The organism is Pseudonocardia sp. GCM10023141, from assembly GCF_042653605.1.
On sequence record NZ_JBHSIR010000036.1, the window covers coordinates 56,139 to 79,836 of the forward strand.

Annotated in this window: 23 protein-coding genes and 1 pseudogene; 15 read left to right on the forward strand and 9 right to left on the reverse strand. The window is 71.2% G+C overall.

Going from position 1 to position 23,698, the window contains the following annotated elements; translation table 11 throughout:
• Positions 1–447: 447 nt before the first annotated feature.
• Positions 448–984 carry a hypothetical protein gene (locus tag ACFPFQ_RS22475; RefSeq protein WP_379621931.1) on the reverse strand — a complete coding sequence of 179 codons (537 nt, stop codon included), beginning with the start codon at positions 982–984 and terminating at the stop codon, positions 448–450.
• Positions 985–1,529: 545 nt separating this feature from the next.
• Here ACFPFQ_RS22475 and ACFPFQ_RS22480 point away from each other — a divergent pair.
• Positions 1,530–1,991: a CGNR zinc finger domain-containing protein gene (locus ACFPFQ_RS22480; RefSeq protein WP_379621933.1), complete on the forward strand. Its 462-nt coding sequence runs from the start codon at positions 1,530–1,532 to the stop codon at positions 1,989–1,991.
• A gap of 106 nt (positions 1,992–2,097) precedes the next feature.
• Here ACFPFQ_RS22480 and ACFPFQ_RS22485 read toward each other — a convergent pair whose 3' ends face one another.
• Genes ACFPFQ_RS22485 through ACFPFQ_RS22495 form a run of 3 tightly spaced genes read right to left on the reverse strand, consistent with a single transcriptional unit; the run spans position 2,098 to position 3,990 of the window.
• A complete protein-coding gene (locus tag ACFPFQ_RS22485; protein WP_379621935.1) occupies positions 2,098–2,541 on the reverse strand; it encodes a VOC family protein in 444 nt (147 codons plus the stop codon).
• 41 nt (positions 2,542–2,582) lie between these two features.
• Complete coding sequence (locus ACFPFQ_RS22490; protein ID WP_379621937.1) at positions 2,583–3,503, reverse strand: NAD-dependent epimerase/dehydratase family protein; 921 nt, start codon at positions 3,501–3,503, stop codon at positions 2,583–2,585.
• A gap of 40 nt (positions 3,504–3,543) precedes the next feature.
• Positions 3,544–3,990: an alpha/beta hydrolase gene (locus tag ACFPFQ_RS22495; protein WP_379621939.1), complete on the reverse strand. Its 447-nt coding sequence runs from the start codon at positions 3,988–3,990 to the stop codon at positions 3,544–3,546.
• Positions 3,991–4,099: 109 nt separating this feature from the next.
• On the opposite strand from ACFPFQ_RS22495, the gene ACFPFQ_RS22500 reads away from it, so the two are divergent.
• Positions 4,100–5,317, forward strand: coding sequence for an alpha/beta hydrolase fold domain-containing protein (locus tag ACFPFQ_RS22500; protein ID WP_379621941.1), 1,218 nt, complete (start codon positions 4,100–4,102; stop codon positions 5,315–5,317).
• Between the two features lie 3 nt (positions 5,318–5,320).
• Here ACFPFQ_RS22500 and ACFPFQ_RS22505 read toward each other — a convergent pair whose 3' ends face one another.
• Positions 5,321–5,668, reverse strand: a complete 348-nt coding sequence (locus ACFPFQ_RS22505; protein WP_379621943.1) for a hypothetical protein — start codon at positions 5,666–5,668, stop codon at positions 5,321–5,323.
• Between the two features lie 144 nt (positions 5,669–5,812).
• Here ACFPFQ_RS22505 and ACFPFQ_RS22510 point away from each other — a divergent pair, with 144 nt between their 5' ends.
• Complete coding sequence (locus ACFPFQ_RS22510) at positions 5,813–6,724, forward strand: alpha/beta fold hydrolase (RefSeq protein WP_379621945.1); 912 nt, start codon at positions 5,813–5,815, stop codon at positions 6,722–6,724.
• An 18-nt stretch (positions 6,725–6,742) separates the two neighbouring features.
• Here the strand turns inward: ACFPFQ_RS22510 and ACFPFQ_RS22515 are convergent, their stop codons facing one another.
• On the reverse strand, positions 6,743–7,741 hold the full coding sequence (locus ACFPFQ_RS22515) for an AraC family transcriptional regulator (RefSeq protein WP_379621947.1): 999 nt from the start codon (positions 7,739–7,741) through the stop codon (positions 6,743–6,745).
• A gap of 109 nt (positions 7,742–7,850) precedes the next feature.
• On the opposite strand from ACFPFQ_RS22515, the gene ACFPFQ_RS22520 reads away from it, so the two are divergent.
• The 4 genes from ACFPFQ_RS22520 (at position 7,851) to ACFPFQ_RS22535 (ending at position 12,117) form a co-directional block, all read left to right on the forward strand.
• Complete coding sequence (locus ACFPFQ_RS22520; RefSeq protein ID WP_379621949.1) at positions 7,851–8,840, forward strand: quinone oxidoreductase family protein; 990 nt, start codon at positions 7,851–7,853, stop codon at positions 8,838–8,840.
• Complete coding sequence (locus ACFPFQ_RS22525; RefSeq protein ID WP_379621951.1) at positions 8,837–9,703, forward strand: TauD/TfdA dioxygenase family protein; 867 nt, start codon at positions 8,837–8,839, stop codon at positions 9,701–9,703. The genes ACFPFQ_RS22520 and ACFPFQ_RS22525 overlap by 4 nt, the downstream gene beginning before the upstream one ends.
• 34 nt (positions 9,704–9,737) lie before the next feature.
• Positions 9,738–10,790, forward strand: coding sequence for a 3-keto-5-aminohexanoate cleavage protein (locus ACFPFQ_RS22530; protein WP_379621953.1), 1,053 nt, complete (start codon positions 9,738–9,740; stop codon positions 10,788–10,790).
• A 61-nt stretch (positions 10,791–10,851) separates the two neighbouring features.
• Complete coding sequence (locus ACFPFQ_RS22535) at positions 10,852–12,117, forward strand: MFS transporter (RefSeq protein WP_379621955.1); 1,266 nt, start codon at positions 10,852–10,854, stop codon at positions 12,115–12,117.
• Positions 12,118–12,241: 124 nt separating this feature from the next.
• Here ACFPFQ_RS22535 and ACFPFQ_RS22540 read toward each other — a convergent pair whose 3' ends face one another.
• Entirely contained in the window at positions 12,242–13,036 is a 795-nt protein-coding gene (locus tag ACFPFQ_RS22540) for a maleylpyruvate isomerase family mycothiol-dependent enzyme (RefSeq protein ID WP_379621957.1), read from the reverse strand.
• Between the two features lie 57 nt (positions 13,037–13,093).
• Here ACFPFQ_RS22540 and ACFPFQ_RS22545 point away from each other — a divergent pair.
• A pseudogene (locus ACFPFQ_RS22545) lies at positions 13,094–13,261 on the forward strand (DUF664 domain-containing protein); the annotation flags it as partial.
• Between the two features lie 104 nt (positions 13,262–13,365).
• On the opposite strand, the gene ACFPFQ_RS22550 reads toward ACFPFQ_RS22545, so the two are convergent.
• Positions 13,366–15,879, reverse strand: a complete 2,514-nt coding sequence (locus tag ACFPFQ_RS22550) for a cation-translocating P-type ATPase (protein WP_379621959.1) — start codon at positions 15,877–15,879, stop codon at positions 13,366–13,368.
• Positions 15,880–16,336: 457 nt separating this feature from the next.
• Here ACFPFQ_RS22550 and ACFPFQ_RS22555 point away from each other — a divergent pair, with 457 nt between their 5' ends.
• From ACFPFQ_RS22555 to ACFPFQ_RS22565, 3 genes are all read left to right on the forward strand, one after another.
• Positions 16,337–16,747 (forward strand): VOC family protein, encoded by a 411-nt coding sequence (locus ACFPFQ_RS22555; RefSeq protein WP_379621960.1) that lies wholly within the window; start codon positions 16,337–16,339, stop codon positions 16,745–16,747.
• Between the two features lie 444 nt (positions 16,748–17,191).
• Positions 17,192–17,470: a VOC family protein gene (locus ACFPFQ_RS22560; RefSeq protein WP_379621961.1), complete on the forward strand. Its 279-nt coding sequence runs from the start codon at positions 17,192–17,194 to the stop codon at positions 17,468–17,470.
• Between the two features lie 7 nt (positions 17,471–17,477).
• Positions 17,478–18,581 (forward strand): winged helix DNA-binding domain-containing protein, encoded by a 1,104-nt coding sequence (locus tag ACFPFQ_RS22565; RefSeq protein ID WP_379621963.1) that lies wholly within the window; start codon positions 17,478–17,480, stop codon positions 18,579–18,581.
• 15 nt (positions 18,582–18,596) lie between these two features.
• Here ACFPFQ_RS22565 and ACFPFQ_RS22570 read toward each other — a convergent pair whose 3' ends face one another.
• Positions 18,597–20,465, reverse strand: coding sequence for a restriction endonuclease (locus ACFPFQ_RS22570; RefSeq protein WP_379621965.1), 1,869 nt, complete (start codon positions 20,463–20,465; stop codon positions 18,597–18,599).
• 156 nt (positions 20,466–20,621) lie between these two features.
• Here ACFPFQ_RS22570 and ACFPFQ_RS22575 point away from each other — a divergent pair, with 156 nt between their 5' ends.
• From ACFPFQ_RS22575 to ACFPFQ_RS22590, 4 genes are all read left to right on the forward strand, one after another.
• The gene (locus tag ACFPFQ_RS22575) at positions 20,622–21,488 is read left to right on the forward strand and encodes an SAM-dependent methyltransferase (protein ID WP_379621967.1); all 867 of its coding nucleotides are present in this window, start codon (positions 20,622–20,624) and stop codon (positions 21,486–21,488) included.
• A gap of 140 nt (positions 21,489–21,628) precedes the next feature.
• Positions 21,629–22,075 carry a DUF6069 family protein gene (locus ACFPFQ_RS22580; protein ID WP_379621969.1) on the forward strand — a complete coding sequence of 149 codons (447 nt, stop codon included), beginning with the start codon at positions 21,629–21,631 and terminating at the stop codon, positions 22,073–22,075.
• A 2-nt stretch (positions 22,076–22,077) separates the two neighbouring features.
• Entirely contained in the window at positions 22,078–22,434 is a 357-nt protein-coding gene (locus tag ACFPFQ_RS22585) for a YciI family protein (protein ID WP_379621971.1), read from the forward strand.
• 22 nt (positions 22,435–22,456) lie between these two features.
• A complete protein-coding gene (locus ACFPFQ_RS22590) occupies positions 22,457–23,641 on the forward strand; it encodes an RNA polymerase sigma factor (protein WP_379621973.1) in 1,185 nt (394 codons plus the stop codon).
• The last annotated feature ends 57 nt before the right edge of the window (positions 23,642–23,698 follow it).

Here is a 23,698-nt window from a genome sequence, read left to right on the forward strand (position 1 = left end):
CGATGCCGATCCCGCCACATCGAAGTCCACACCGGCCAAGACGTCCTTGTTCCCGTAGCGCATCCGCAGCGCCCGGCACTCGATCACCCGATTCACCGGTCTCGCCCGTTTCGCTCGGAGCGGTCGGTGCTACGCGCCGCAGCGATGCTCAGTCCGCGACCGGCCAGGACAAGCTGGTTGGCGCTGATCAGGGCCGGGCCGTCGCCGGTGGTCAGCCTGGCGCCGCGTTCGAACCATCCCGACGAACGTCGAGGATGGCGTTGGTTCGTCCAAGCGATGGGAATCCGTTCATCCGCCAGAGTCGCTGCAGCTCCCCATATCGTCAATGTAGGTTGACAGCAAACGCGTGTCAACTCAGGTTGACAGGAGGTGGTCGGGCTCCGGGAGTCGCGCCGATCGGAGATCCTCCGCTTCAGCGCCCCACCGGTAGTGCTGCGGGCCGGCGGATCAGGTGAACTCGACCCACGCGTCGGTGGAGTCGTCGGGCTGGAGCAGGGTGTAGTGGGAGTCGTGGTCTCCGCTGCGGCTGGTGATGGCCATGCTGGTCTCGCCGGTCCAGTCGTAGGTCATGCGGACGGTGAAGGTGCCCATCTTGGTGGGCCTGCCGATCTGGTAGATGTCGTAGGTGGCGTTGATGATGCCGATGTTGCCGGCCCTGTACTGGACCTCGAACCCCTGGGTGCCGCCCTCGTCCATGGTGCTGCCGTCGACCGGCATGCCTTCGTTGTCGCCGGTAGCGCTGACCAGCTTCATGGTGCATGCCGAGAACTCGTTCTTGATGGTGAAGTGCTTGCTGATCTGCGGTGCCGGCGTGAGGTGACCGGGCCCGGACGGGCTGCTGGCCGCGGTGGTCTGGGCGGTCAGCGCGACGGGGGCGGTTGTCGTGGTGGGGGTGGCGGCCTGGGCGCTGGTGGCGGCGAAGCCGGCGAGCAGTCCGGCGATGGCGAGAGTGGATGCGCCGCGGACGATGGCGTTGGTGATCATGGCTGGTGGCTCCTCGGTGGGGCGCGGACTCGGTGTCTGCGATGTCCCCAACTCTCGCGCTGGCCTGCGAGCGCATCTGTCCACGTGCTGGTCGATGCGCCGGGTGAGGCTGTTGTCCCCCGATCGACCGACACGCCTGTGCGGGTCGCGAGCGCCCACTGGCCCATGATCCAATCCGACGGTGTGCAGGTCAGGGGTGCAGCGTCAGATCAGCCGGCACCGTCATCGACGCGGTACGCCAACCGATACCCGCTGTGGAACCCGACAGAGCCACGGGTACAGCGCAGGAGGGTCGAGAGACCGGTGGCCGCGCGCACGACTTGGCGAACGCAAGCCGTCACGCCGCCCGGTCGGCGGCGTGACGGTCGGTGCTGAAGCGCTGAACTCCGAGATCACACCCGGAGCCCGTGACGTGGCTCAGGCGTTGACGGCGTTCGACACGTTCTGCCAGTTGTCGAGATCGGCGAGGCGAGCCTGGAGAGCGGCGCGCATGTCCGTGGCGCTGGCGGAGCCGAGCGCCAGGCGCAGTGGGGGCTGTTCGCGGTGTGATCGGGACGCCCGCCGCAGGCGGGGCCACGGCATCGGATGTCGACGCCGCCGATGCTAGGGAGCTGCGGGACGCACTGATCACCGTGCTGCTGGCGCACTCCGGCGACGACGCTGTCGCCGGCGAGGCCCAGTCCGACGCGGAGACCTTCCTGTGGTCGATTGCCGAACGGTTCCCGCTGACGTCAGTCGTTACGGCGAGGGGCGCGAACCTGGTCTCGCGCCAGGCGGGGGTTCCGCATCTGATGGGGACGGTGCTGGCAGCGGTCGTCGAGTCGGCGTTGAGCGGCGACTGGGCGCGGGTGAAGGCCTGCCGGAATCCGCCATGTCACACGGGGTTCTTCGATCACAGCCGCAACAGAACGGCCGGGTTCTGCTCGTCCGGATGCCGGTCGCAGGCGTCGATGCGCGCCTACCGCGCGCGACGCAAGGCCGGTCCGAACGATCCCGCCGAATCCTGACCAACCCCAATTCTCGGTCCTGCTCATGCGGTCGAGCTGCAGGCCAGCGCCGGCTCGATGTGAGTAGTGGTTCGTGGTCGTGCGGATGACGCCGGAGACCGCGGCGTCAGTCGATGCGCTCGGCCATGGACACGACGATCCCCTCCGGGCCGCGTACGTAGGCCATGCGCCAGATGTGCTCGTACTCGCCGATGCCGCCGACCAGGCTGTATCCGTCCGCGGCCAGCTGATCGACGGTGGTCCGGAGGTCACCGACCTCGAAGGCCACGTTGCGCAGCCCGAGCTCGTTGGCCATCGCGCTCGGTGATCCCGGCTCGTGGTCGGGTCGGACGAAGCTCGACAGCTCCAGCGTGGTTCCTCCCCCGGGCGGTCGCAGCATGACGATCTCGGTGCGGGAGTCGGGGATCCCGATGACCGTGTCGAGGAACTTGCCGTCCACGACCATGCGCGTACCCGCGACTTCGAGGCCTAGGCCGACGAAGAACGCTGTCACGGTGTCGAGGTCTGCGACGGTGATGCCGACGTGGTCGAAGCGTCGTACGTGTGGCACGGGTCGGTCCTCCAGCGCTCGTGGTGAGTGGTGTCGTCTCGTCAGCGCGGGTTGTCGGCGCGCCACGCGAGGTAGTCGGCGACCGCCTTCGCGATGTCGAAGGTCGGGGTGAAGCCGGTGTCGGCGGTGAGCCGGCCGATGTCGAGGTAGGGGTCGGTGCCCGGGCCGTGCTGCCGGCCCGGACGGAGATCGAGCTGCAGTCCGGGGACGAGTGCTTCGAGGGCTGCGCCGATCTCACCGTTGGTGACCGGGCGACCGCCGGAGACGTTGTAGGTGTCGTGACGCAGGTTCGGTGCTGTCATCAGCAGGGCGATCGCGCGTCCGGCGTCGGGGGCGTAGCAGCAGTCGCCACCGTCGTCGGCGTGCACGGGCGGCGGCTGCTCGCCGCGGAGCACGGTGCTGATGTAGGTCACGATGCCCTCGAACGGGGAGCAGGGATCGAACAGCGGTCCCCAGATGCTCCCGATGCGCAGCACGATGGGCTGGACACCGCTGCCGGCGAGGCTGTGTGTCGTGAGCGGTTCGACGGCCTTCTTGAAGGCGACGATCAGGTGCGGGAGCGCCGTCGAGGGCAGGTCGAGCCCCTCGTGCCACGGGATCTCGGATCGTCCGATGTAGACGCCCAGGCTGCTGGCGGCGGCGAATCTGCGGACGCCCCACGTACGGGCCGCGTCGAGCGCGTTGAGCAGGCCGATCGTGTCGCGGCGGAAGAAGTCCACCGGGTCCTCGTCGGGGATGGTGCCGGCGAGATGGACGATGTCCGTGATGTCGTGACGGTCGGCGAGGGAGAGGACGGCGTCGCGATCGGTGACGTCCAAGGATTCCACGACGACCCGGCCGGCGAGGAACGACGGGACCCCGGTGCGGCGGTGCGCGGTGACGACGACCTCGTGGCCGAGGTCGTGGAGCGCACGGGCGGTGTGGGCGCCGATCATGCCCAGCCCTCCGGTGACCAGGATCATCGGGACACCTCGTAGAGCGCGTGGACGGTGAGGACCTTGTTCACAGGACTTCCTTCCTGAGGTGGGTGGGATCGAGCAGGTCGTCGATCGCGAGGTGGACCAGGGGTGGCCAGCCCTGCGTGCGTGCGTGCGCCGTGACGGCGGCCGCGAGCTCGGCGCCGCCGTCGGCACCGGCGAGCAGCAGGCGATCGGGATCGGCGCCCAGCTCGCGGGCGTGGTCGGCGGCCCATTCGGTGGCCAGGGTCGCGTCGCTCCACCCGTCCGGCCACAGCGGTTGCCGGTACGAGACGGACAGGACGACGACGCCGGCGGCGGCGCACACGGCACGGCAGAGCCGGTCCGCGTGCTCGATGCCCTCGGCAGGCAGGAACACCAGCATCGGCGGGTCGCCTGCCGTCGACGGCCAGTACGTGCGCGCCGGCTGTGGACCGGTCAGACCTCGCAGCCGGGTGTCGGCGACGAGGCGTACGGGGCATCGATCGGCCATGCGACGAGGTTGGCAGCGACGCAGGCGGTGAGGGAAAGGCTGATGGCGCATCGCAGTCTTGCCGATCGCGCATCACCACTGACGGGTGTTCCGGGCTGATAATCGCCCCATGGCCGCCGACGAGCGAGAACGGGACGAGCGAGCGCGGCCCGGGCAGGTGCTGCCTCTCCCGCCTGCGCCGGACGCGATCGAGCTGCGACACCTGCGGGCCTTCGTGGCCGTCTCCGAGGAGCTCAACTTCGGCCGGGCCGCGGCCCGGCTCTTCCTCTCCCAGCCGGCTCTGAGCAGGCAGATCCGTGCGCTCGAGCGGCTGATCGGCAGCGACCTGCTGCGCCGCTCGACGCATCGGGTGGAGCTCACGCTTGCCGGTGACGCGCTGCTGGACCGGGCGCGCCGGTTGCTGGCCGACCTCGACGACGCGGTCCGGTCGACCCGTTCGGCGGGTGGCGAGCTGGCCGAACGGGTCGACCGCGCCTGGCGGCCGGTCCACGATCTGACGAACGGCGGTGCCGAGATCCACCAGGTCCGGGCCGCGATGGAGGAGTTCCACGCCGACCTGGCTCCACCGGAAGGCACCGTCGTGCGACCGGTGAACGCCGGTGGGGTGCCTGCGCTCGCGGTGTCCGATGCGGCGGATCGGCCGCTCACCGTGCTGCACCTGCACGGGGGCGCGTACGTGGGGGGATCGGCCTTCGGGTTCCGCCCGTTGGCCGGGGCGCTCTCGGTCGCCACCGGTGTCGGTGTGCTGGTGCCGGAGTACCGACTCGCTCCCGAGCACCCCTTCCCGGCCGCAGTCGACGACGCCGTGCACGCCTACGAGTGGCTGCTGGACTCGGGCGTACCGCCGGAGCGGATCACCGTCTCCGGTGATTCCGCAGGCGGTGGGTTGGCGCTCTCGCTGCTGATGACCCTGAAGGAGCAGCAGGTGCCACTGCCCGCGCAGGCGCTGCTGCTGTGCCCGTGGGTCGATCTGACCTGCGAGCTGCAGCAGCCGGTCCACGAGCCGCAGCCGTTCCTCGATCCCCAGCAGCAACGAGCGTTCGCCGCGGCCTACCTGGGCGACCACGATCCCGGCGACCCGCGGGTCAGCCCGCTCACAGCGGACCTGTCCGGCCTGCCGCCGATCCTCGTGCAGACCGCCACCGGTGACCCCCTGACGGGAGACGCCCGCCGGATCGTCGAACGGGCGTGCTCATTCGGCGTCGACGCACGCCTCGAGATCTATCCGGCCGCCACGCATGTGTTCCACTACTTCTGGTCATTCCTGCCCGAGGCCGCTGACGCACTGGATCACGCGGGCGCGTTCATCTCCCGCGTGTCCGACTGAAGATCAGGTCGAGCGGCGGAGTACCGCCAGCAGCGCTTCCATGCCGAACCGGTGGATCAGGCGCGGGGCGAGCGGCGCGAAGATGCCGAAGCAGAGGACCGGCAGGGCGTGGAGCGCTCCCGCCGTACTGCTGGAGATCCCGGTTGCCGCCTGGATCTCCGCGAGGAGCGGGGAGAGCGCGACGATCGCGGGACGCATGTTGATCCCGACGATCAGCAGGGCCACCCCGGCGCCGATCATCGCGAACGGAACGACGGGCCGGCGACGACCGTGCGGGGCGGGTGCGCGGCCACCCACCGGCGCGGCGGTGGTGGCACTCGGCTCGGCCGCGATCAGCTCTTCTTCGTTCACAACCCGTTCCTCCCCATGTGGCAGGCGGGAGACGCTGCGCAGCGAAACTAACCTTCCAAAATTGATATGAGGGTTAGTGTCCGTCTCGGTCTGAGACCGGATCGGGCGGAATCACTCTTGTCTCGGCCTACTAGGATCAAATCGGTGAGCACGACGCACGACCGGCTGGTGTCGGTCCCCGGGTCGACACTCCCCTGCCGCTCGTACGGCGATCCGGCGAACCCGGCGCTGATCCTGCTGATGGGCAACACGATGCCCGGCGGCTTCTGGCCACCGCAGTTCTGCGCCGGGCTCGCCGCCACGGGGCTGCACGTCACCGAGTACGACTACCGCGACGTCGGCGGCTCGACGCCCGGGGCGTTCGCGCAGCAGCCCTACGACCTGCTGGACCTCGCCGACGACGTCTGTGCGGTGGCCGATGCGCTCGGCCGCGAGCGGGTCCATCTCGCAGGCCTGTCGATGGGTGGGTTCCTCTCCCTGCTCACGGCACTTCGCCACCCCGATCGGGTCGCGTCGGTGACGTCGATGATGTCGACCGCCGACTACACGGTGCTCCTCGCCGCCACCCTGCACGGTCGCGAGCCGCGCAACCCGACGTTCCCGGCGCCGCGAGCCGACTGGTTGGCGGCGGTGGCGGCCGTTCCGGTCGACCAGCCGTACCCACAGTTGCTGGCGGCGGCCTTCCGGCTGGCAGGCGGGAGCCGTGGCGACGGTGACGAGGCCTACTGGCTGGCGGAGATCGCGCGGGTCACCGACTCCCCGGAGACGACGCTGGCCTTCGACCACAAGCTCGCGGCCGACCGTACCGACCCCGCATGGCTCGACCTGGCGCCCCGCCTGGGCGAGCTCGCCGTGCCCGTGCAGGTGATCCAGGGCGCCGACGACCCCATCTTCCCGCCGCCCACCGGCCGGCTCACGGTCGACGCCATCCCGCACGCCACGCTGCACACCGTCGACGGGATGGGGCACATGCTCGAGCCCGCGTTCTTCGCGCCGCTGACCGAGGCGCTCGCGGCCCACATCGCCCGCGCGATCCGGGAGACTGCCAAGGGCTGACCCGCATCCGTGGTGCGCTCACTCCGGTCGTCGTCGCCACCGCGCAGGGTTGGTGCCGAAGCTGCGGCGGAACCATCGGGTGAAGTTGCTGTGGGACGAGAAACCCACGAGTTCGGCGACCTCGGCGAGCGGGCGGCGGCCGTGCCGCACCAGCTGCCCGGCCAGGCTGTGGCGGGTCGATTCCACGACGGAGCTGAAGGTCTCGCCCTCGCGGGCCAGGTGGCGGTGCACCGTCCGGCGGTCGACGCCCAGGCTGCGAGCCACCTGCTCGACGGAGCACTGCCCGGTCGGCAACAGCATCTCGACGAGGTCGTGGACCCGGCTCACGATGTCTGCCTCGGATGGGGTGAGCGGCCCGACGAGCTGGGCGGTGTACTCGCGCAGCTGGGGGTCGGCCATCGCGTTGGGGGCGTGCAGGTCGGTGGCGTAGAGGGTCAGCCCGTTGCGCTCGCGTCCGAAGTGGACGGCCGGGCCGAGCACGCGGTGGTGGATCGTCGGGCCTTGCGGTGCGGGATGGGTGAAGTCGACCCCGAGCGGTTGCCAGTGCCGGCCGACGAAGCCCTGGACGAGCCGGTGCAGTACGGCGACGGCGAGCTCCACCGACTGCCGCACCGGTGCGTCGTCGAGCGCGATCTCGACGGACACGGTCGCGACCGCGGCGTGTTCGTGGACCCGCACGTGGAGCGCCTCGTTGTAGAGGTGCTCGTAGCGGATCAGCACGTCGAGCGCGCTGCGCACGTCGGGCTCCTCACGGATCACCATGCTCAGCGGCCCGAGGTGCGACAGCCGCCGCAGCTCGCCGAGCCGGAGGCCGAAGTCCGGCCGCCCGGTGGCGACGGCCGCTCGCTCCAGCAGCCGGGCTACGGACGAGGCGGGGATCCACCGGTCCTGCTTCGCCAGACCCGCGGGATCGAGCCCGACCGCGCGCATCATCGCGGCCGGGTCCGCGGACAGCGCGGTGCTGAGCTCGACGAAGTTCGCGAGCGCTGCGTAGCGGGCCAACGGTCCGGGCGCCACGGTGCTCCTGTCCCGAAATGACTAGAGAGCTGTCCCAGAGGGACAAGTTTGGCACGTCCGGCCGCCATAGCGTCGTCCTTGTCACAAGGCGACACAAGGAGGTGGGCGAATGGCCGAGGCGATCCGTTTCGCGAGGCCGGGAGGCCCGGACGTCATGCGGTGGGAGTCGATCGAGGTCGGCAGGCCGGGTCGCGGACAGGTCCGGGTCCGGCACGGCGCGGTCGGGCTGAACTTCGCCGACACCTACTTCCGCACCGGCCTCTACCCGGCGGAGCTGCCCGCGGGCCTCGGCGTCGAGGGCGCCGGGATCGTCGAGGAGGTCGGGCCGGGGGTGCGGTCGGTCGAGCCGGGCGACCGGGTCACCTACACCGGCAGCCCGCTGGGCGCCTACAGCACGGAGCGGATCATGCCGGCCGAGCACCTCATCCGGCTGCCGTCCGCGATCGGTTTCGAGACCGCGGCCGCGATGACGATGCGCGGTCTCACCGCGTCCTACCTGCTGCGCCGCATCACCCCGCTGGCGGCGGGTGACACCGTGCTGCTGCACGCGGCGGCCGGCGGCGTCGGGCTGATCGTCACGCAGTGGGCGAAGCTGCTCGGGCTGCGGGTGATCGGCACGGTGTCCAGCGAGGCGAAGGCCGAGGTCGCCCGCCGCCACGGCTGCGACCACGTCCTGCTGCCCTCCCGTGACGACGTCGTCGCCCGGGTCCGGGAGCTCACCGACGGCCGCGGCGTGCCGGTCGTCTACGACGGCGTCGGCCGCGCGACGTTCGCGACCTCGCTGGGCTGTGTGGCCAGGCGGGGACTGGTGGTGTGCTTCGGCACGGCGTCGGGCCCCGTCCCGCCGATCGACGCCGCCGAGCTCGCCCGCCGTGGCTCCGTCTTCGTCACCCGGCCCGCACTGGCCGACTACATCGCCGACCGTGCCGAGCGCGACGAGCTGGCAGGCGAGCTGTTCGGCCACGTCACCGCGGGCCGGATCACCATCGACATCGGCCTGCGCTACCGGCTCGCCGACGCCGCGCACGCCCATCGTGACCTCGAGGCCGGCCGGAGTGTCGGGTCCTCGGTCCTCACCGTCGGAGAGGTGAACCCATGACCACCGCGACCTCCCTGCGTGCCGAGCCGCTGACCTGCACCATCGGTGCCGAGCTGCCCGGCCTCCAGCTCGGCGACGTCGTGCGCGACGACGCACTGTTCGCCGGGCTGCGCGAGCTGCTGCTCCGGCACAAGGTGCTGTTCCTGCGCGACCAGGACCTCTCGCGCGCCGAGCACGTCGCGCTCGCCAGGCGATTCGGCGACCTGGAGGACCATCCCGTACTCGGCGGCGATCCCGACCACCCCGGGCTCGTCCGGATCTACAAGGACCTCGACAGCCCCGCCGAGCACTACGAGAACGCCTTCCACTGCGACGCGACGTGGCGGGAGTGCCCGCCGATGGGCTCTGTGCTGCGCTGCGTCGAGACGCCCGCGGTCGGCGGCGACACGATCTGGGTCGACATGGTCGCCGCCCACGAGCGGCTCCCCGTCGAGATCAAGGAGCGGATCGCGGGGCTCCGCGCCCGGCACAGCATCGAGGCGAGCTTCGGAGCGGCGATGCCGACCGCCGACCGGCACCGGCTGCGCGAGCGCTTCCCCGACGCCGAGCACCCCGTGGTGCGCACGCACCCCGAGACCGGTGAGAAGGCCCTGTTTGTCAACGGGTTCACCACGCACTTCGTCAACTTCCACACACCGGAGAACGTCCGGTTCGGCCTGGACTTCGCACCGGGGGCCGCGAGCCTCCTGTCGTACCTGATCAGCCAGGCCACCGTCCCCGAGTTCCAGGTCCGCTGGCGGTGGACGCCGAACAGCGTCGCCATCTGGGACAACCGCTCGACCCAGCACTACGCGGTGCAGGACTACTGGCCCGCCGTCCGCCGGATGGAACGCGCCGGGATCGTCGGCGACCGCCCGTTCTGAGCCACACCCGCACCCGATCGAACGGAGCCAGACCATGCACTTCCACGACGACGCACTGTTCCCCGAGAACCAGGAGAAGCTGGTCATCACCGCGGCGCCCTACGGCCCCGAGTGGGAGCTGGACGACTTCCGCGAGGACCTCCCGCTGACGATGGACGAGCACGTCCAGCAGGCGGTGGACTGCTACGAGGCCGGTGCCACGGTGCTGCACATCCACGTCCGCGAGCTGGACGGGAAGGGATCCAAGCGGCTGTCGAAGTTCAACGAGCTGCTGGGCAGGCTGCGCGAGGCCGTGCCGGACATGATCCTGCAGGTCGGCGGCTCGATCTCGTTCGCGCCGGAGGGCCAGGGCGCCGACGCGAAGTGGCTCTCCGATGACGCCCGGCACATGCTGGCCGCGCTGGACCCGGCGCCCGACCAGGTCACGATCGCGATCAACACCAGCCAGATGAACATCATGGAGCTGATGACCAGCGACGACATCGCGGGCACCTCGTTCGAGCGTCCCGAGGTGGCCGAGGCCTACCGCGAGATGTACGTGCCGGCCGGTCCTGGCTGGGTGGTCGAGCACCTGCGCCGGCTGCAGGCCGCCGGTATCCAGCCGCACTTCCAGCTGGCGAACATCCCGCAGCTCGAGACCGTCGAACGGCTGATCCGCCGCGGTGTCTACACCGGACCGCTGATGCTCACCTGGGTCGGGATCGGCGGGGGCTTCGACGGCCCGAACCCGTACAACATCATGGAGTTCGTCCGCCGCGTGCCCGACGGTGCGGTGCTCACCCTGGAGACGCTGATGCGCAGCGTGCTGCCCGTCAACACGATGGCGATCGCGATGGGCCTGCACGCCCGCTGCGGCAACGAGGACACCATCTGGGGAGACAGGGGTCGCAAGATCAGCTCCGTCGCCCAGATCCAGCAGCTGGTGCGCATCGCGGGCGAGCTCGGTCGGGGCGTCGCGACGGGCAAGGAAGCGCGCGAGATCTACAAGCTCGACGAGCGCTACGCAGACGCCGACGAGACCCTCGCCAAGATCGGCTTCGCGCCGAACCGCAAGCCCGGCCAGGTCGGCTTCACCGCCCACGCCTGACCCGTCTGCGGGCGGGGAGCGGATGCTCCCCGCCCACCCCCCTCGGCCACAGGAGTCCGAAATGGGACCGACCGCCCCTCCCGATCTCGTCGCCGTGGCGCCCGCCGCCACCGCGCGCCGATTCCCCCGGATCGTCCTCGCGCTGGCCTTCGGGCTGCTCCTCGCCGACTACATGTCGCGCCAGGTGCTCAGCGCCGTCTTCCCGATCCTCAAGTCCGAATGGACGCTCACCGACACCCACCTCGCGACGCTGAGCAGCGTCGTCGCCCTCATGGTCGGCCTGCTGACGTTCCCGCTCTCGATCGTCGCCGACCGGTGGGGTCGGGTTCGCAGCCTCGTGGTGATGGCGGTGCTGTGGAGCATCGCGACCCTGCTGTGCGCCCTGTCCACCGGGTACGGGCAGATGCTCGGCGCCCGGTTCCTCGTCGGTGTCGGCGAGGCGGCCTACGGCAGCGTCGGCATCGCCGTCGTTCTCGGGGTCTTCGCCCGCCGCCGCCACGCCGCTCTCAGCGGCGCCTTCATGGCGGGCGGGTCGTTCGGGTCCGTGCTCGGCGTGGGGCTCGGCGGTGTGCTCGCCGTGCAGTTCGGGTGGCGCTGGTCGTTCGTGGCGATGGCCGTGTTCGGGCTGGTGCTGGTGGCGCTGTTCGGCGTGCTCGTGACCGAGAAGCGCCTCGCCCGCCACGCACAGGTGACCGAGGAGGCGCCCGGCCGCGCGCCGCTGTCGAGCCTGTTCACCAGCCCACCCGTGTGGTGCGCGTACCTCGGCAGCGGCCTGCAGATGTTCACGGCCGCCGTGCTCCTGTCGTGGACGCCGAGCTACTTCAACCGCTACTACGGCCTGGGCCCGGACAAGGCCGCCGGACTGGCCGCCGGTGCGGTCCTGCTGGTCGGGAGCGGGATGATCGTGTGCGGGATGATCACCGACCGGCTCGGGCGCGACGATCCGCGGCGCCGGTGGTCGACGACGATCGCCTACTGCACGATCTCGCTGACGTGCCTCGGGCTCGGCTTCCAGCTCTCCCCGGGCCCGGTCCAGCTCACCCTCATCGCGATCGGAGCCTTCTTCGCCGCCGGGTCATCGGGCCCCACCGCGGCGATGGTCGCGAGCCTGACGCACGGCTCCGTCCGGGCCTCGGCGATGGGCACGCTGACGGTGGCGAACAACGTGCTCGGGCTGGCGCTCGGCCCGTTGGTCGTCGGGGTGCTCGCCGACCGCCTCGGGCTGCAGGGTGCCCTCCAGCTCGCCCCGCTCGTCTACCTCGGTGCGATCGCCGCACTGGTGCTCGGCCGCCGGCTGCACGCCCGACCGCAGGTCACGACCTCCTGAGCCGGAGCCCGTGACGCCTCGCCGGGGGATCGTCTCGGGCAGGGGCGACCGTTGCTGCTGCGTATGTGGCCGCGGATTGCTGCTCCACGCTCGCTCCGTCGTGGTGAAGGGCGTTCGGTTCCGGTCAGTCGCTGTCGTGGGCGGTGTTGTCGATCCAGTGCTGGATGAGGGCGATGTCGCCGTCGACGCCGATGCCGGTGGTGTCGCGGTCGGCGAGGGGGAGTCGACGGGTCAGCGTCAGCAGCAGCGATCGGGCGGGGCCGGTCACCGTCACGTCGGCGGGTCGGGTGCCGGGCTGCCACGTCGCTCCGTCGGGCCGTCGTTCGACCGACCAGGCGTCGGCGGTGTCGGTGGCGAGCAACTGCAGGGTCTGGCCGGTGCCGCGGATGGCGTTGGCCGACTCGGATCGCTGCATCGCCCAGGTGGGGGCGGTGAGCATCGCGAGGTGGTTGGTGATGAGCGCGGCAGCGATGTCGGCGTCGACCTCGACCGGTCGCCCGGCCGCGCCGGCCGCGTCGAAGCCGTGGACGACCGCCTCGTTGACCATGCTGGACATCCAGAATCGCGTCCCCGACCGTTCGTCGGCCGAGGGGTTGAACACCGGCGCGTCGAGCGCGTCGTCGGAGCACGCGTTCGCGACCCGCTGCGCGGACTCCGTCAGCCACGCCTGCCACGCATCGGGACCGGAGGGGAGTGCGGCCAGCTCGGTGGGCAGCTGGGTGGGGTCGGTGATGCGTCGCTCGATGATCTCCGCGACCCAGTGCTGAGTCCGACCAACGTGCTCGACCAGGTCGGTGACGGTCCACTTCGGAGCTGTCGGCACGGCCGCATCCGGTCCGGCCGCCGCGGCGGATTCCGCCAGGCGGCGGGTGTGCTCGACGATCGCCTGCCGGGCCCGTTCGGCGTTCAGCTCGGTCATGGGGGTGTCCCTTCGTTGTCTGTCGTGCTGTTGACCCGGCATACCGCTCGAAATCATCGGTACCGGCGCTCGTGGGAGCACGCGGTCGCCACGATCGCCGCGCTCGCCATCGACGCACCCGGGCACGTGCCATGGTGGCCGCGCCCGGACGTGCAGCTGTTCGACGTGATGGTCCACGTGCTCACCGAGACCAACCGCCACGCCGGGCATGCCGACATCCTGCGCCGGCCGTGAGGTCTTCCCGGAGCACCTGGGCCACCGCGCCAACCCGTTGGCCACCGCGCCGACGTCCCGACGTCGGCGCGGTGGCCAACCGGTTGGCGCGGTCGTCAGGCGGCCCGCTCGACGTCGCGCAGGATCACCCGGCCGACGAGCTCCACGATCAGGCCCGCCACCAGGCCGATCCCGACCGCCAGCCCGAGCCGCAGCCACGTCACCTCGAGCAGGAACACCCCGTGCGCCAGCGCCGGCACCGCGAGGATCACGCCGACGACCAGCGCCATCGCTGCCACCAGCCCGGCCTTCCAGGCCGTGAACGGCCGGGCGAGCAGGGTCAGCGTCCACAGCGATGCCACGAGCACCGCGACGGTCGCGACCGTCTGCCCACCCGCGAGGCCCGCCGTCGGATCGATGGCGCGGACGACCCGGTCGCCCGCGAACGCCGCCACCCCGATGACCAGGCCGGTGGGCACCGAGAGGCGCAGGACGCGGCGCAGGAAGCCCGGGACGTAGCGGCGCCGGTTCGGCCCCAGCGCGAGGACGAAGCCGGGGATGCCGATCGTGACCGTCGAGATCAACGTCAGCTGGATCGGCGCGAGCGGGTAGGCGGTGGCGGTCACCACGACGATCAGGGCGAGCACGAGCGAGTACATGTTCTTGACCAGGAACAGGTTCGCCGCCCGTTCGATGTTGGCGATCACCCGGCGCCCCTCCGCGACGACGTCGGGCAGGTGCGAGAACTTCCCGTCGAGCAGCACGAGCTGCGCGACCGCCCGCGTCGCGGCGGCCCCGTTGCCCATGGCGACGCCGATGTCGGCGTCCTTGAGTGCCATGGCGTCGTTCACGCCGTCGCCGGTCATCGCCACGACGTGCCCGCGGCGCTGCAGGGCGCCGACGATCGCCCGCTTCTGCTGCGGGGTCACCCGACCGAAGACGGCGGCGCCCGCCAGCACGTCGGCGAGTGCGTCGGGGTCCTCCGGCAGCGTGCGGGCGTCGATCGCCTCGGTGGCCGACGTGATCCCGGGGAGGCCGACCGCCATCGCGACGGCGCCGACGGTGCGCGGGTTGTCCCCGGAGATCACCTTCAACGCCACGCCCTGCTCGGCGAAGTACCGGAGCGTGTCGGCGGCGTCCTCGCGGACCCGTTCCGCCAGCACCACCAGCGCCTGCGCGACGAGGTCCGGCGGGAGCGTGACCTCGTGCTGCTCCCTGTCTTCCGGAGCGCTGTCGCCCGGGTCCGGCACCGTGTCCGTCGCCGCGAGCACCAGCACGCGACGCCCTTCCGCCGCGATCGCGAGCGCCCGGTCGAGCAGCAGCCCGGACCCGGCGTCCGGCTCGCCGGGGAAGACCATCTCGGGTGCCCCGAACACCCACGTCCCGTTGAACTCGGTGCTGACCGCCGACCACTTGCGCGCCGACGAGAAGGGCACCCGGTCGGTGGCGGTCCACACGGTCTCGGTGAACACGGCCCCCAGTGCCGTGGCCGTCGCGTTGCGGTCGGGGCCGCAGGCGCACAGCGCGAGCGCCTGCCGCACGCCGGCCTCGTCCGCAGGCTCGATCCCGTCCGGCAGCACGAGCCGGTCGTACACGATGTCGCCGTGGGTGAGCGTGCCGGTCTTGTCCAGGCACACCATGTCGACCCTGGCGAGCACCTCCACCGCAGGCAGCTCCTGCACCAGCGTCTGCTTGCGGGCGAGCGAGATCGTCGCGACCATGAACGCCAGGCTCGTGAGCAGCACCAGCCCCTCGGGCACCATGCCCACGAGTGCCGCGACCGTGCCGGTCACCGCCTCGTTCCAGCCAGAGGTGTCGACGCTGCGGAACTGGCTCCACACCAGCACCGGCGCCACCACGACCATCATCAGCGAGATCCACCGCAGCAGCCGGTTGGTGCCCGCCACCAGTTCCGACCGCACCACCGTGAACCGCCGGGCCTCCGCGGTCAGCCGGGTGGCGTAGGAATCCGGTCCGACGCCGGTGGCCCGGAACCGTCCGGAACCGGCGATGACGATCGAGCCCGACCGGACGTGGTCGCCGGGCCCCTTCGGCACCGGATCGGACTCGCCGGTCAGCAGTGACTCGTCGATCTCGAGCCCGGCGGACGCCGTCACCGTGCCGTCGGCGCAGACCTGGTCGCCGGAGCGGAGCTCGAGCAGGTCATCAGCGACGACGCCGGCGACGTCGATGTCGGTGGTCGTCTCGTCGCGGACGACGTGCGCCCGCGGTGCGTTGAGCACGGCAAGCCTGTCGAGCGTGCGCTTGGCGCGCACCTCCTGGAACACGCCGATGGCCGTGTTCGCGACGATGACCAGCCCGAACAGGCCGTTCTGCCAGCGGCCGGTGGCCAGGATGATCAGGAACAGCAGTGTCAGCAGCCCGTTGAACGGCGTGACGACGTTCGCCCGGATGATCTGGCCGATGCTGCGGCTGGTCTGTGCGTCGACGGCGTTGGTCCGGCCGGCCGCAACGCGTTCGGCGACCTCGGTGGCGGTGAGACCGAGCTCGGCTGGTCCCGACGGCCCAGCCCCGATCAGACCAGTCCCGGTCGGCCCAGTCCCGGTCGGCCCAGCCCCGGGCGGCCCAGCCCCGGGCGGCACGGTCCCGGTCGCCGGTGGCTCGGCCATCCGTACCCCCTCGATCCGGCCCGGACGGGCCCGATCCCGAGATCGTGCCCGTCCGCCGCTACTGCGAACAAGGATGCCGCCGATCGATGGCCCTTCCGTGGGCGTCGAGAACGTGGTTGCGGTGATCCAGTGGAGTGCGAGGCCCCCCGGCAGGCCCTGGTCGGTGAGGTCGGCGAGCTCGGCGACCGGTACCGGCATGGGCTGGGCCACGGTTGGTGTGGCGGCGGTCGATCACCTCGTACAGCGGCTCGCTGCGGGCAGCGACGGGTGCCAGTTCGACGCGCGCCACCCGCTCGCCGTCGGCACCGTCGGGCGGACCTCCGGACGAGACGATGGTGTCGTCGAGGTTCCGGCGCTCCCGGGTGCCACCGCACCACCCCGCGCGCGTTGCACCCGGGGTAGCGGCGATCCGCGGATCGCGCGGTTGGGGTGGGCCGGCTGAGTAGCATCGCGCCGCATGACGACGAAGCTGACGCCCTACCTCAACTTCCGTGACGGCACCCGGGACGCGATGGAGTTCTACAAGTCCGTCTTCGGTGGCGATCTGATCGTCAACACCTTCGGCGAGACGCCCGGAATGGGCCTCGACGACGCGGAGAAGGACAAGGTCCTGCACTCCATGCTGATCGTCGGGCCGGACATGACGATCATGGCCGCCGACGTCCCCACCGGGATGGAGGTGAGCGCGAACGGCACGTTGACGCTCTCCGGTGAGGACGAGTCCCAGCTGCGCGGCTACTGGGACGGGCTCGTTGCGGACGGGACGGTCGGCGTGCCACTGGAGAAGGCTCCGTGGGGCGACTCGTTCGGCATGTGCACCGACCGGTTCGGCGTGGCGTGGATGGTGAACATCGCCGGCTCCGGGTGACCGCGGCCGGTTCCCGGCGCAGGGACGGTCGTCGCACACCTGCTCCGGTCCTCGCACGGGTTGTACGCCGTGCGAGGACGGGTGAACGGGTGCGACGTCGGTTCGATCAGCGCGCGGCACCGGCGTAGCGGCGGGCCAGTTCGGCGCGCCTGGAGCAACGAGAGCAGCGAGAGCAGCCGCGCCGAGGTCTCCATCATGCCCTGATGTTGTCACGAGTAGAGGCCAGGAGCTGACCTCTACTCCTGTGACCATGGTGGTTGTCAGGGAACGAGAACAGCCACCGCAGGAGCACCTCATGACCGTCACCAGCGTCACCCACCTGAACTTCCGCGGCGACGCCCGTGCAGCGCTCGAGTTCTACCGGTCCGTCTTCGACGGCGCGCTGGCGATCATCACCTACGAGGACATGGGGACCAGGTCCAGGACCCGGCCGAGGCGAAGCAGGTGGTGTGGGGCCAGGTCACCGCCGCGAACGGCTTCCACGTCATGGCCTACGACGTGCCGTCCGCCCGGCCGTGGAGCCGCGGCGAGGACCCGTTCTTCATCTCGCTGCGCGGCGAGGCCGCCGAGGAGATCAGCGCGCTGTGGGAGAAGCTCTCCGACGGTGCGACGGTCGTGGCACCGCTGGCGCCGTCGCAGTGGGCACCGCTCTACGGGATGCTCACCGACCGGTTCGGCATCACCTGGGTCGTCGACGTCGCGGTCCAGTACGCCACGGCATGATCCGGGCATGGTGACCCGTCTCGGCGTCCGGGCGCTCAACCGCGCGACGCTCGCCCGGCAGTTCCTGCTCACCCGCGCCGATGTCCCGGTCCTGGACGCGGTGGCGCAACTGGGCGGGTTGCAGGCGCAGGAACCGCAGGAACCAATCGTCGGGCTGTGGTCACGACTGCGCGGGTTCGACCCGGCGACGCTGTCGGAGCTGCTCGTGGACCGGAAGGTGGTGCGCACCCACCTCATGCGACGAACGGTGCACCTGGTCACGGCGGCCGACGCGCTAGCGTGGCGGTCCCGCCACGACGCGATGCTGCGCCAGCGGATGCTCGGGGTCTACCGCCGCGATCTCGACGGGATCGATCTCGACGAGCTCGCGGCGGCGGCCGTCGACGTGATGGCCGACGGTGAGCCGCGGGCGATGGGTGAGCTGGGGCGGGTGCTCGTCGAGCGTTGGCCGCAGGTGGCGCCTCGGGTGCTCGGGGAGGCGGCGGTCGCGGCGCTGGTGCCGATGGTGCAGCTGCCGCCGCGCGGGGTGTGGGGCCAGACAGCGGGGGTGCAGAACGTGCCGCTCGCGGCATGGTTGGGTCGAGCCGCGGACCCGCCGGCCGCCGAGGGTTCCGATCCGGTCGGGGAGCAGCTCGTCCGCCGCTACCTCGCGGCGTTCGGCCCGGCCGCAACGGCGGACCTGCGGGCCTGGAGCGGGCTCGCCGGACTGCCCGCCGCCGTCGCCGCGGTGCGCGAGGAGCTCGTGTCGTTCCGGGACGAGCGGGGGCGCGAGCTGCTGGATCTCCCCGACGCGCCGCGGCCGGACCCCGACACCCCGGCGCCGGTGCGGTTCCTGCCGGCCTTCGACAACGCGGTGCTGGGCTACGACGACCGCAGCCGCATCATCGACCGCGAGCACCGCGGCCTGTCGGTGGCAGGCGAGCGCGTCGTGCTGGTGGACGGCCGGGTCGCCGCGACCTGGACGACCGAGGCCGACACGGTGGTCGTCACACCCCTTCGCCGCTTCTCGCGTGTCGATCGCGTCGACGTGACCGAGGAGGGCCGGGAACTGGCATCGTTGCTGTCCGGCGGCGAGCACCACCGCGTCCGGGTGGCGGCGTCGGGGCGGTGAGGTTGCCACGCTCGATCAGTGCGCGCTGACCCCGAGGTACTCGTGGAGCCATTCCCGCAGTTTCGGGCCGTCGATGAGGGCCAGTGGCTTGTCCCGCGCGATGCGGTAGGACTCGGGACCGAACCCCGAGGTGGTGACCAGGATGCCTTTGATGGCCCCCTGGTCGCCGATCACGCTGTCGAGAGCGCGGACGTGATCGGGGCCGACCGTGTGGTTGTAGCGTTTGACGGAGATGACGATCTTGCCGCCGGCCAGCGTGTCGCGGGACTCCACGTACACATCGACGCCGTGGTCGTTGCTGCGTGGAGTGCGGTAGGCGGTGTAGCCCATGGCCTCGGCGAGCTCGGTGATCAGGCCTTCGAACTCGTACGAGTCGATCGTGGCGAGGTCGATCCGGCGCCCGGGTGGCACGCGACCGGTGCGAATGGCGATGGGTGCCACGCGGCCGGCCTCGTCCAGCGAACCGGCGAAACCGCGCAGGCAGGCCAGCGGATCGACGGCGCGCAAGTCGATGCCGGCGAGGCTCCGGGTGTTCGTGGCGAGCGTGGCGCGGCAGATCCGCTCGGGCAGCCCGGTGGCCGGGTTGAGGGTGTCCTCCCAACCGTTGATCACGAGCAGCAGGTCGGACGGCAGGCCAGCAGTTGCGGCGGCACCGGCCACGACGTGGACGTGAGCGAGCAAGGACGCGCTGAACAGGATCCCGGCCAGCCGCGCCTGCTCCTTCGGCTTCGCAGGCTGGTACCGGATGGTGTCGTCGCCGGGTGTGTAGACGGCCCGGGAATGTGCGGGAACGAACGTGGCGCGGTCGGGGAGGCTGATATCGACGACGACCCTGCTGCCATCGGGAGCGACGCTGATGTTCTCGGGATGACCGAAGCTGGGTTGCAGACCGGTGGCGTGCATGCCCAGCCAGAACCAGGCGTGTACCGCATCGTGGTTCGCGGTCGACCCGGCGGCGCCGTGCAACCGGCGCAGCGCGGACGAGAGGTGGGCCGACGGCTGCGGGGGCGGGGGTGACGGCTCGCTGCGGCGGAACAACCGGACCCGAGGCTGTCGCGGTTGCACGACGGAGGCATCGATCAGACCGAGCAGTGTGGGGATCTCGAGGTCGCAGTGCGGGAGGTGGTTCAGGACCCGCTCGAGGCGCAGGCCCTGCTCGGCCATGTCGGCGGTGATCTGTGCGGCCTCGGCGCGCCGCTGCGCACGGTAGGCGGCCTGCTGCTGGGCCGGTGAGCCGGCGGCGCGCCGGTTGCGCCGGGCCGGCCATGCCGGCCGCTGCGCAGCGGACGCGGCGTTGGCACGACGGGCAGCGGCGCCGGATCGGATCCGGTCCACGATCTCGCTCGTCTCGGATGGCGCTGTCGGGGATGCCGGCGGCGCGGAGGGCGACTCGTCGTCGGTCTCGACACCGAACACGCCGATGAGCCCGGACAGTTCGGAGAATCCCTGCGATACCGCGCGGACCTTCCACCCGCCGCCGCGGCGGTAGACCTCGGCAGCGATGACACATCGCTCGGTGGTGAGTCCGGTGAAGGTGTGGGTGACCGTCGATCCGCCGGAGATCGTGATCCCTCCTCCGCCGTGGTCGGCGACCGAACCCGCGACGCCGTCGTCGATCGCCGCGGCGATGATGATCGCGTCGATGGTGTTCGGAACGCTGCTGAGGTCGACCTCGATCTCGAGAGGGGAGAGCCGGCGGGTGCTCCCACAGCGGGAGCGTTCGTTGTTGAAGAACACGAAGTCGTCATCGGAGCGGGCTCGACGATGCTCGTCGACCAGCAGCGCGCAGATGTCGATGTCGCCGGGTGCGAGCCCGGTCTGCAGCGTCGAACGGATCACCGGCCCCGGCACGGCGGTGTTCCCACCCTTGGGTAACTCGACCACCCGTGCCCCCTTGCTGCGTCCCGAGATGCCGTTGCTCTCTCGGTGCGACAGCACTGGCCGTTTCACCGGTTGTCGCGGGCGGTCGATCGTCATGGCACGGTCGCAGCGGATCTCCGCCGTAGTCTTCGCCTCCCAGCACGTCCCGAAGGGCAGATGATGGCGAATCCAGCGACCGGTACCGCGGTCGGTCCGATGGTGATCGTGGCGCTCGACCAGCACGAGACCCATCCGCTGGTCCGCGACGCGCTGGCGGCCCGCATGCTGCCGGCGGGTGCGCGGCCCGTCGCCGCGCTCGCGCGGTGGGCCCCGGTGCGACGGCTGGTCGTCGGCCTCTCCGAGAAGCGGATCCCGGGGCTGTGGGCGGGCATCCTGTGCCGCAAGCGCTACATCGACGAGGTGGTGTCGCAGCATGCAGGTGCGGGCGCCGCTGCTGCGGTGGTGCTCGGAGCCGGGCTGGACACCCGCGCCTACCGGCTGCCCACGCTCGCCGCGATGCCGGTGTACGAGGTCGACCTGCCGGCCACCATCGACCGCAAGCGGGCCCGGCTGCGGGCGATCTACGGCAGCGTTCCCGCCCACGTCACGCTCGTGCCGACGGACTTCGAAGCCGGTGCCCTCGCCGGCACGCTCGCTGCCGCCGGCTACCGGCGCGACGGCACCACCGTCTTCGTCATGGAGGCGGTCACGCAGTACCTGACCGCGGCGGCCGTCCAGGACACGTTCGACACGCTCGGCGAGGCGCCCGCGGGTAGCAGGCTGCTCTTCACCTACGTCCGCAGTGACTTCCTCGACGGTCGCAACCGCTACGGGGCCGACGCCGCGTACCAGGACTTCGTCGTCCGGCGCCCGCTGTGGAAGTTCGGGATGGATCCCGTCGAGGTCGCCGGGTTCCTCGCCGACAACGGCTGGCGGCTGGTCGAGCAGGTGGGAGCCGCCGAGTTCGCCGAGCGCTACGTGCTGCCGAGCGGCCGGGACCTGCCCGTCACCGAGATCGAACGGGTCGTGCACGCCGAGAAGGTGTGAGGCCGTCCTGCAGCGGGGTGTTTCGACCCCGGCGAAAAAGTTCTTCAGAACTTCTGGCGGAGATGTCGACTGGCGTCGATCCCGTTCGTAGCCCGGATGAGAGACCGGCACGAGACCGGTCCCGCACACCGGAGGCCAACATGACCACGACCCACATCGCCGCCCCCACCGCCGTCGCCGCCACGACCGGCTCGCTCGCGAAGGGCGGACTCGTCGCCGTTGTGGTGGCCAGCGCCGCCACCGCGATCGTCGCCGCCGCCGGTCAGGCCGTCGGGATCAGCCTCGACATCGAGGGCGCGCCGATCCCGGTGTCCGGCTTCGCGATGCTGACGGCCGTCTTCTCGGTGATCGGGCTCGTCATCGCGGCGGTGCTGCGCCGCGTGGCCCGCCGCCCGCGCCTCGTCTTCGTCCGCACCACCGTGGTGCTCACCGCGCTGTCGTTCGTGCCGGACCTGCTCGCGGACGCCGCGCCGGCCACGAAGGTGCTGCTGATGCTGACGCACCTGGTGGCTGCTGCCATCGTGATCCCCGCAGTCGCGCGCCGGCTCCCGGCCCGACTCGCTGTCGACCCAATCGTGGAGGAGTGACCGTGAAGCAGTACATGCTCGCCGTGCACGGCGTCGAGGGCGCACCGGTGCCCTCGGCGGAGGAGATGCACATCGCCTACGCCCAGACCGACCGCGTCAACGCCGAGCTGAAGGCGGCCGGCGTGTGGGTGTTCGGGGCCGGCCTGATGCCGCCCGCCACCGCCACCGTCGTCCGGGTGGACGGCGGCGCCACCACCATGACCGACGGTCCGTTCGCCGAGACGAAGGAGCAGCTCGGTGGCTTCTGGGTGCTGCGCTGCGCAGACCTCGACGAGGCGCTGGCCTGGGCCGCGAAGTGCTCCGTGGCGTGCATGAACCCCGTCGAGGTGCGCCCCTTCGAGGACGAGCCCGAGGCCTGAGCCCGGAACCGGGGGGTTCGGAATGGATATCGCGAGCGTCTACCGTGACGAGTACGGCCGGTGCGTGGCCACGCTGACCCGCATCCTCGGCGACATCGGGCTGGCCGAGGAGTTCGTCCAGGACGCGTTCGCGGTGGCGCTGCAGAAGTGGATCGTGCCACCGCCCAACCCTGGCGCCTGGATCGTGACCACCGCCCGTAACCGGGCCATCGACCGGCTGCGCCGCGAGTCAACGCGCGAGGCCCGGCACGCCCAGGCGCTGCTGCTGCACCAGACCGACGAGTCCGAGGAGGTGGGACCCGTGCAGGACGACCAGCTACGCATGATCTTCACCTGCTGCCACCCGTCGCTCTCGCCCCTCGCGCAGACGGCGCTGACCCTGCGCCTGCTCGGCGGGCTCGAGTCCGCCGAGATCGCCAGGGCCTACCTCGTGCCAGAGGCGACGGTGGCCCAGCGGATCGTGCGGGCGAAGAAGAAGATCCGCGACGCGGCGATCCCGTACCGGGTTCCGGAAGCGGGCGAGCTCCCCGACCGGCTGCCGCCGGTGCTGACCGTGCTCTACCTGATCTTCAACGAGGGCTACACCTCGACGTCGGGCGAGCTGTTGCGCACCGATCTGTGCCTGGAGGCCATCCGGCTGACCAGGGCGCTCGCCACGCTGATGCCCGACGAGCCGGAGGTGCTCGGCCTGCTCGCGCTGCTGCTGCTCACCGAGGCCCGCCGCCCGGCGCGGGTGGGGCCCGGCGGTGAGCTGGTGACCCTGGCCGAGCAGGACCGCTCGCTCTGGAACCGGACGCTGATCGACGAGGGCCACGACCTCGTCCGGGCCTGCCTGCGCCGGGACCGGCCCGGGCCCTACCAGGTCCAGGCCGCCATCAACGCGGTGCACACCGACGGTTCCGCCAGCGACTGGAACCAGGTGCTGGCCCTCTACGACCAGCTCCTGCGCCTGAGCCCGACGCCGATCGTCGCGCTCAACCGGGCCGTCGCGGTCGCGGAGGTGCACGGCCCGGCGCTGGCGCTGGCCACCATCGAGGACCTGGTCCTGCCCGGCTACCACCTCCTCCCCGCGACCCGGGCCGACTTCCTCTCCCGGCTCGGCCGCGTCGCCGAGGCCCGGGATGCCTACGAGGAGGCGATCGCTCTGGCCACCAACGAGACCGAGCAGGCCTTCCTGCGCGGGCGACGCGCCGGCCTCGACACCTGAGTTGTCCGAAAATGTACGAAGGGTGTCGTTCCAGACGCTCACGATCGGGGTCTCCGG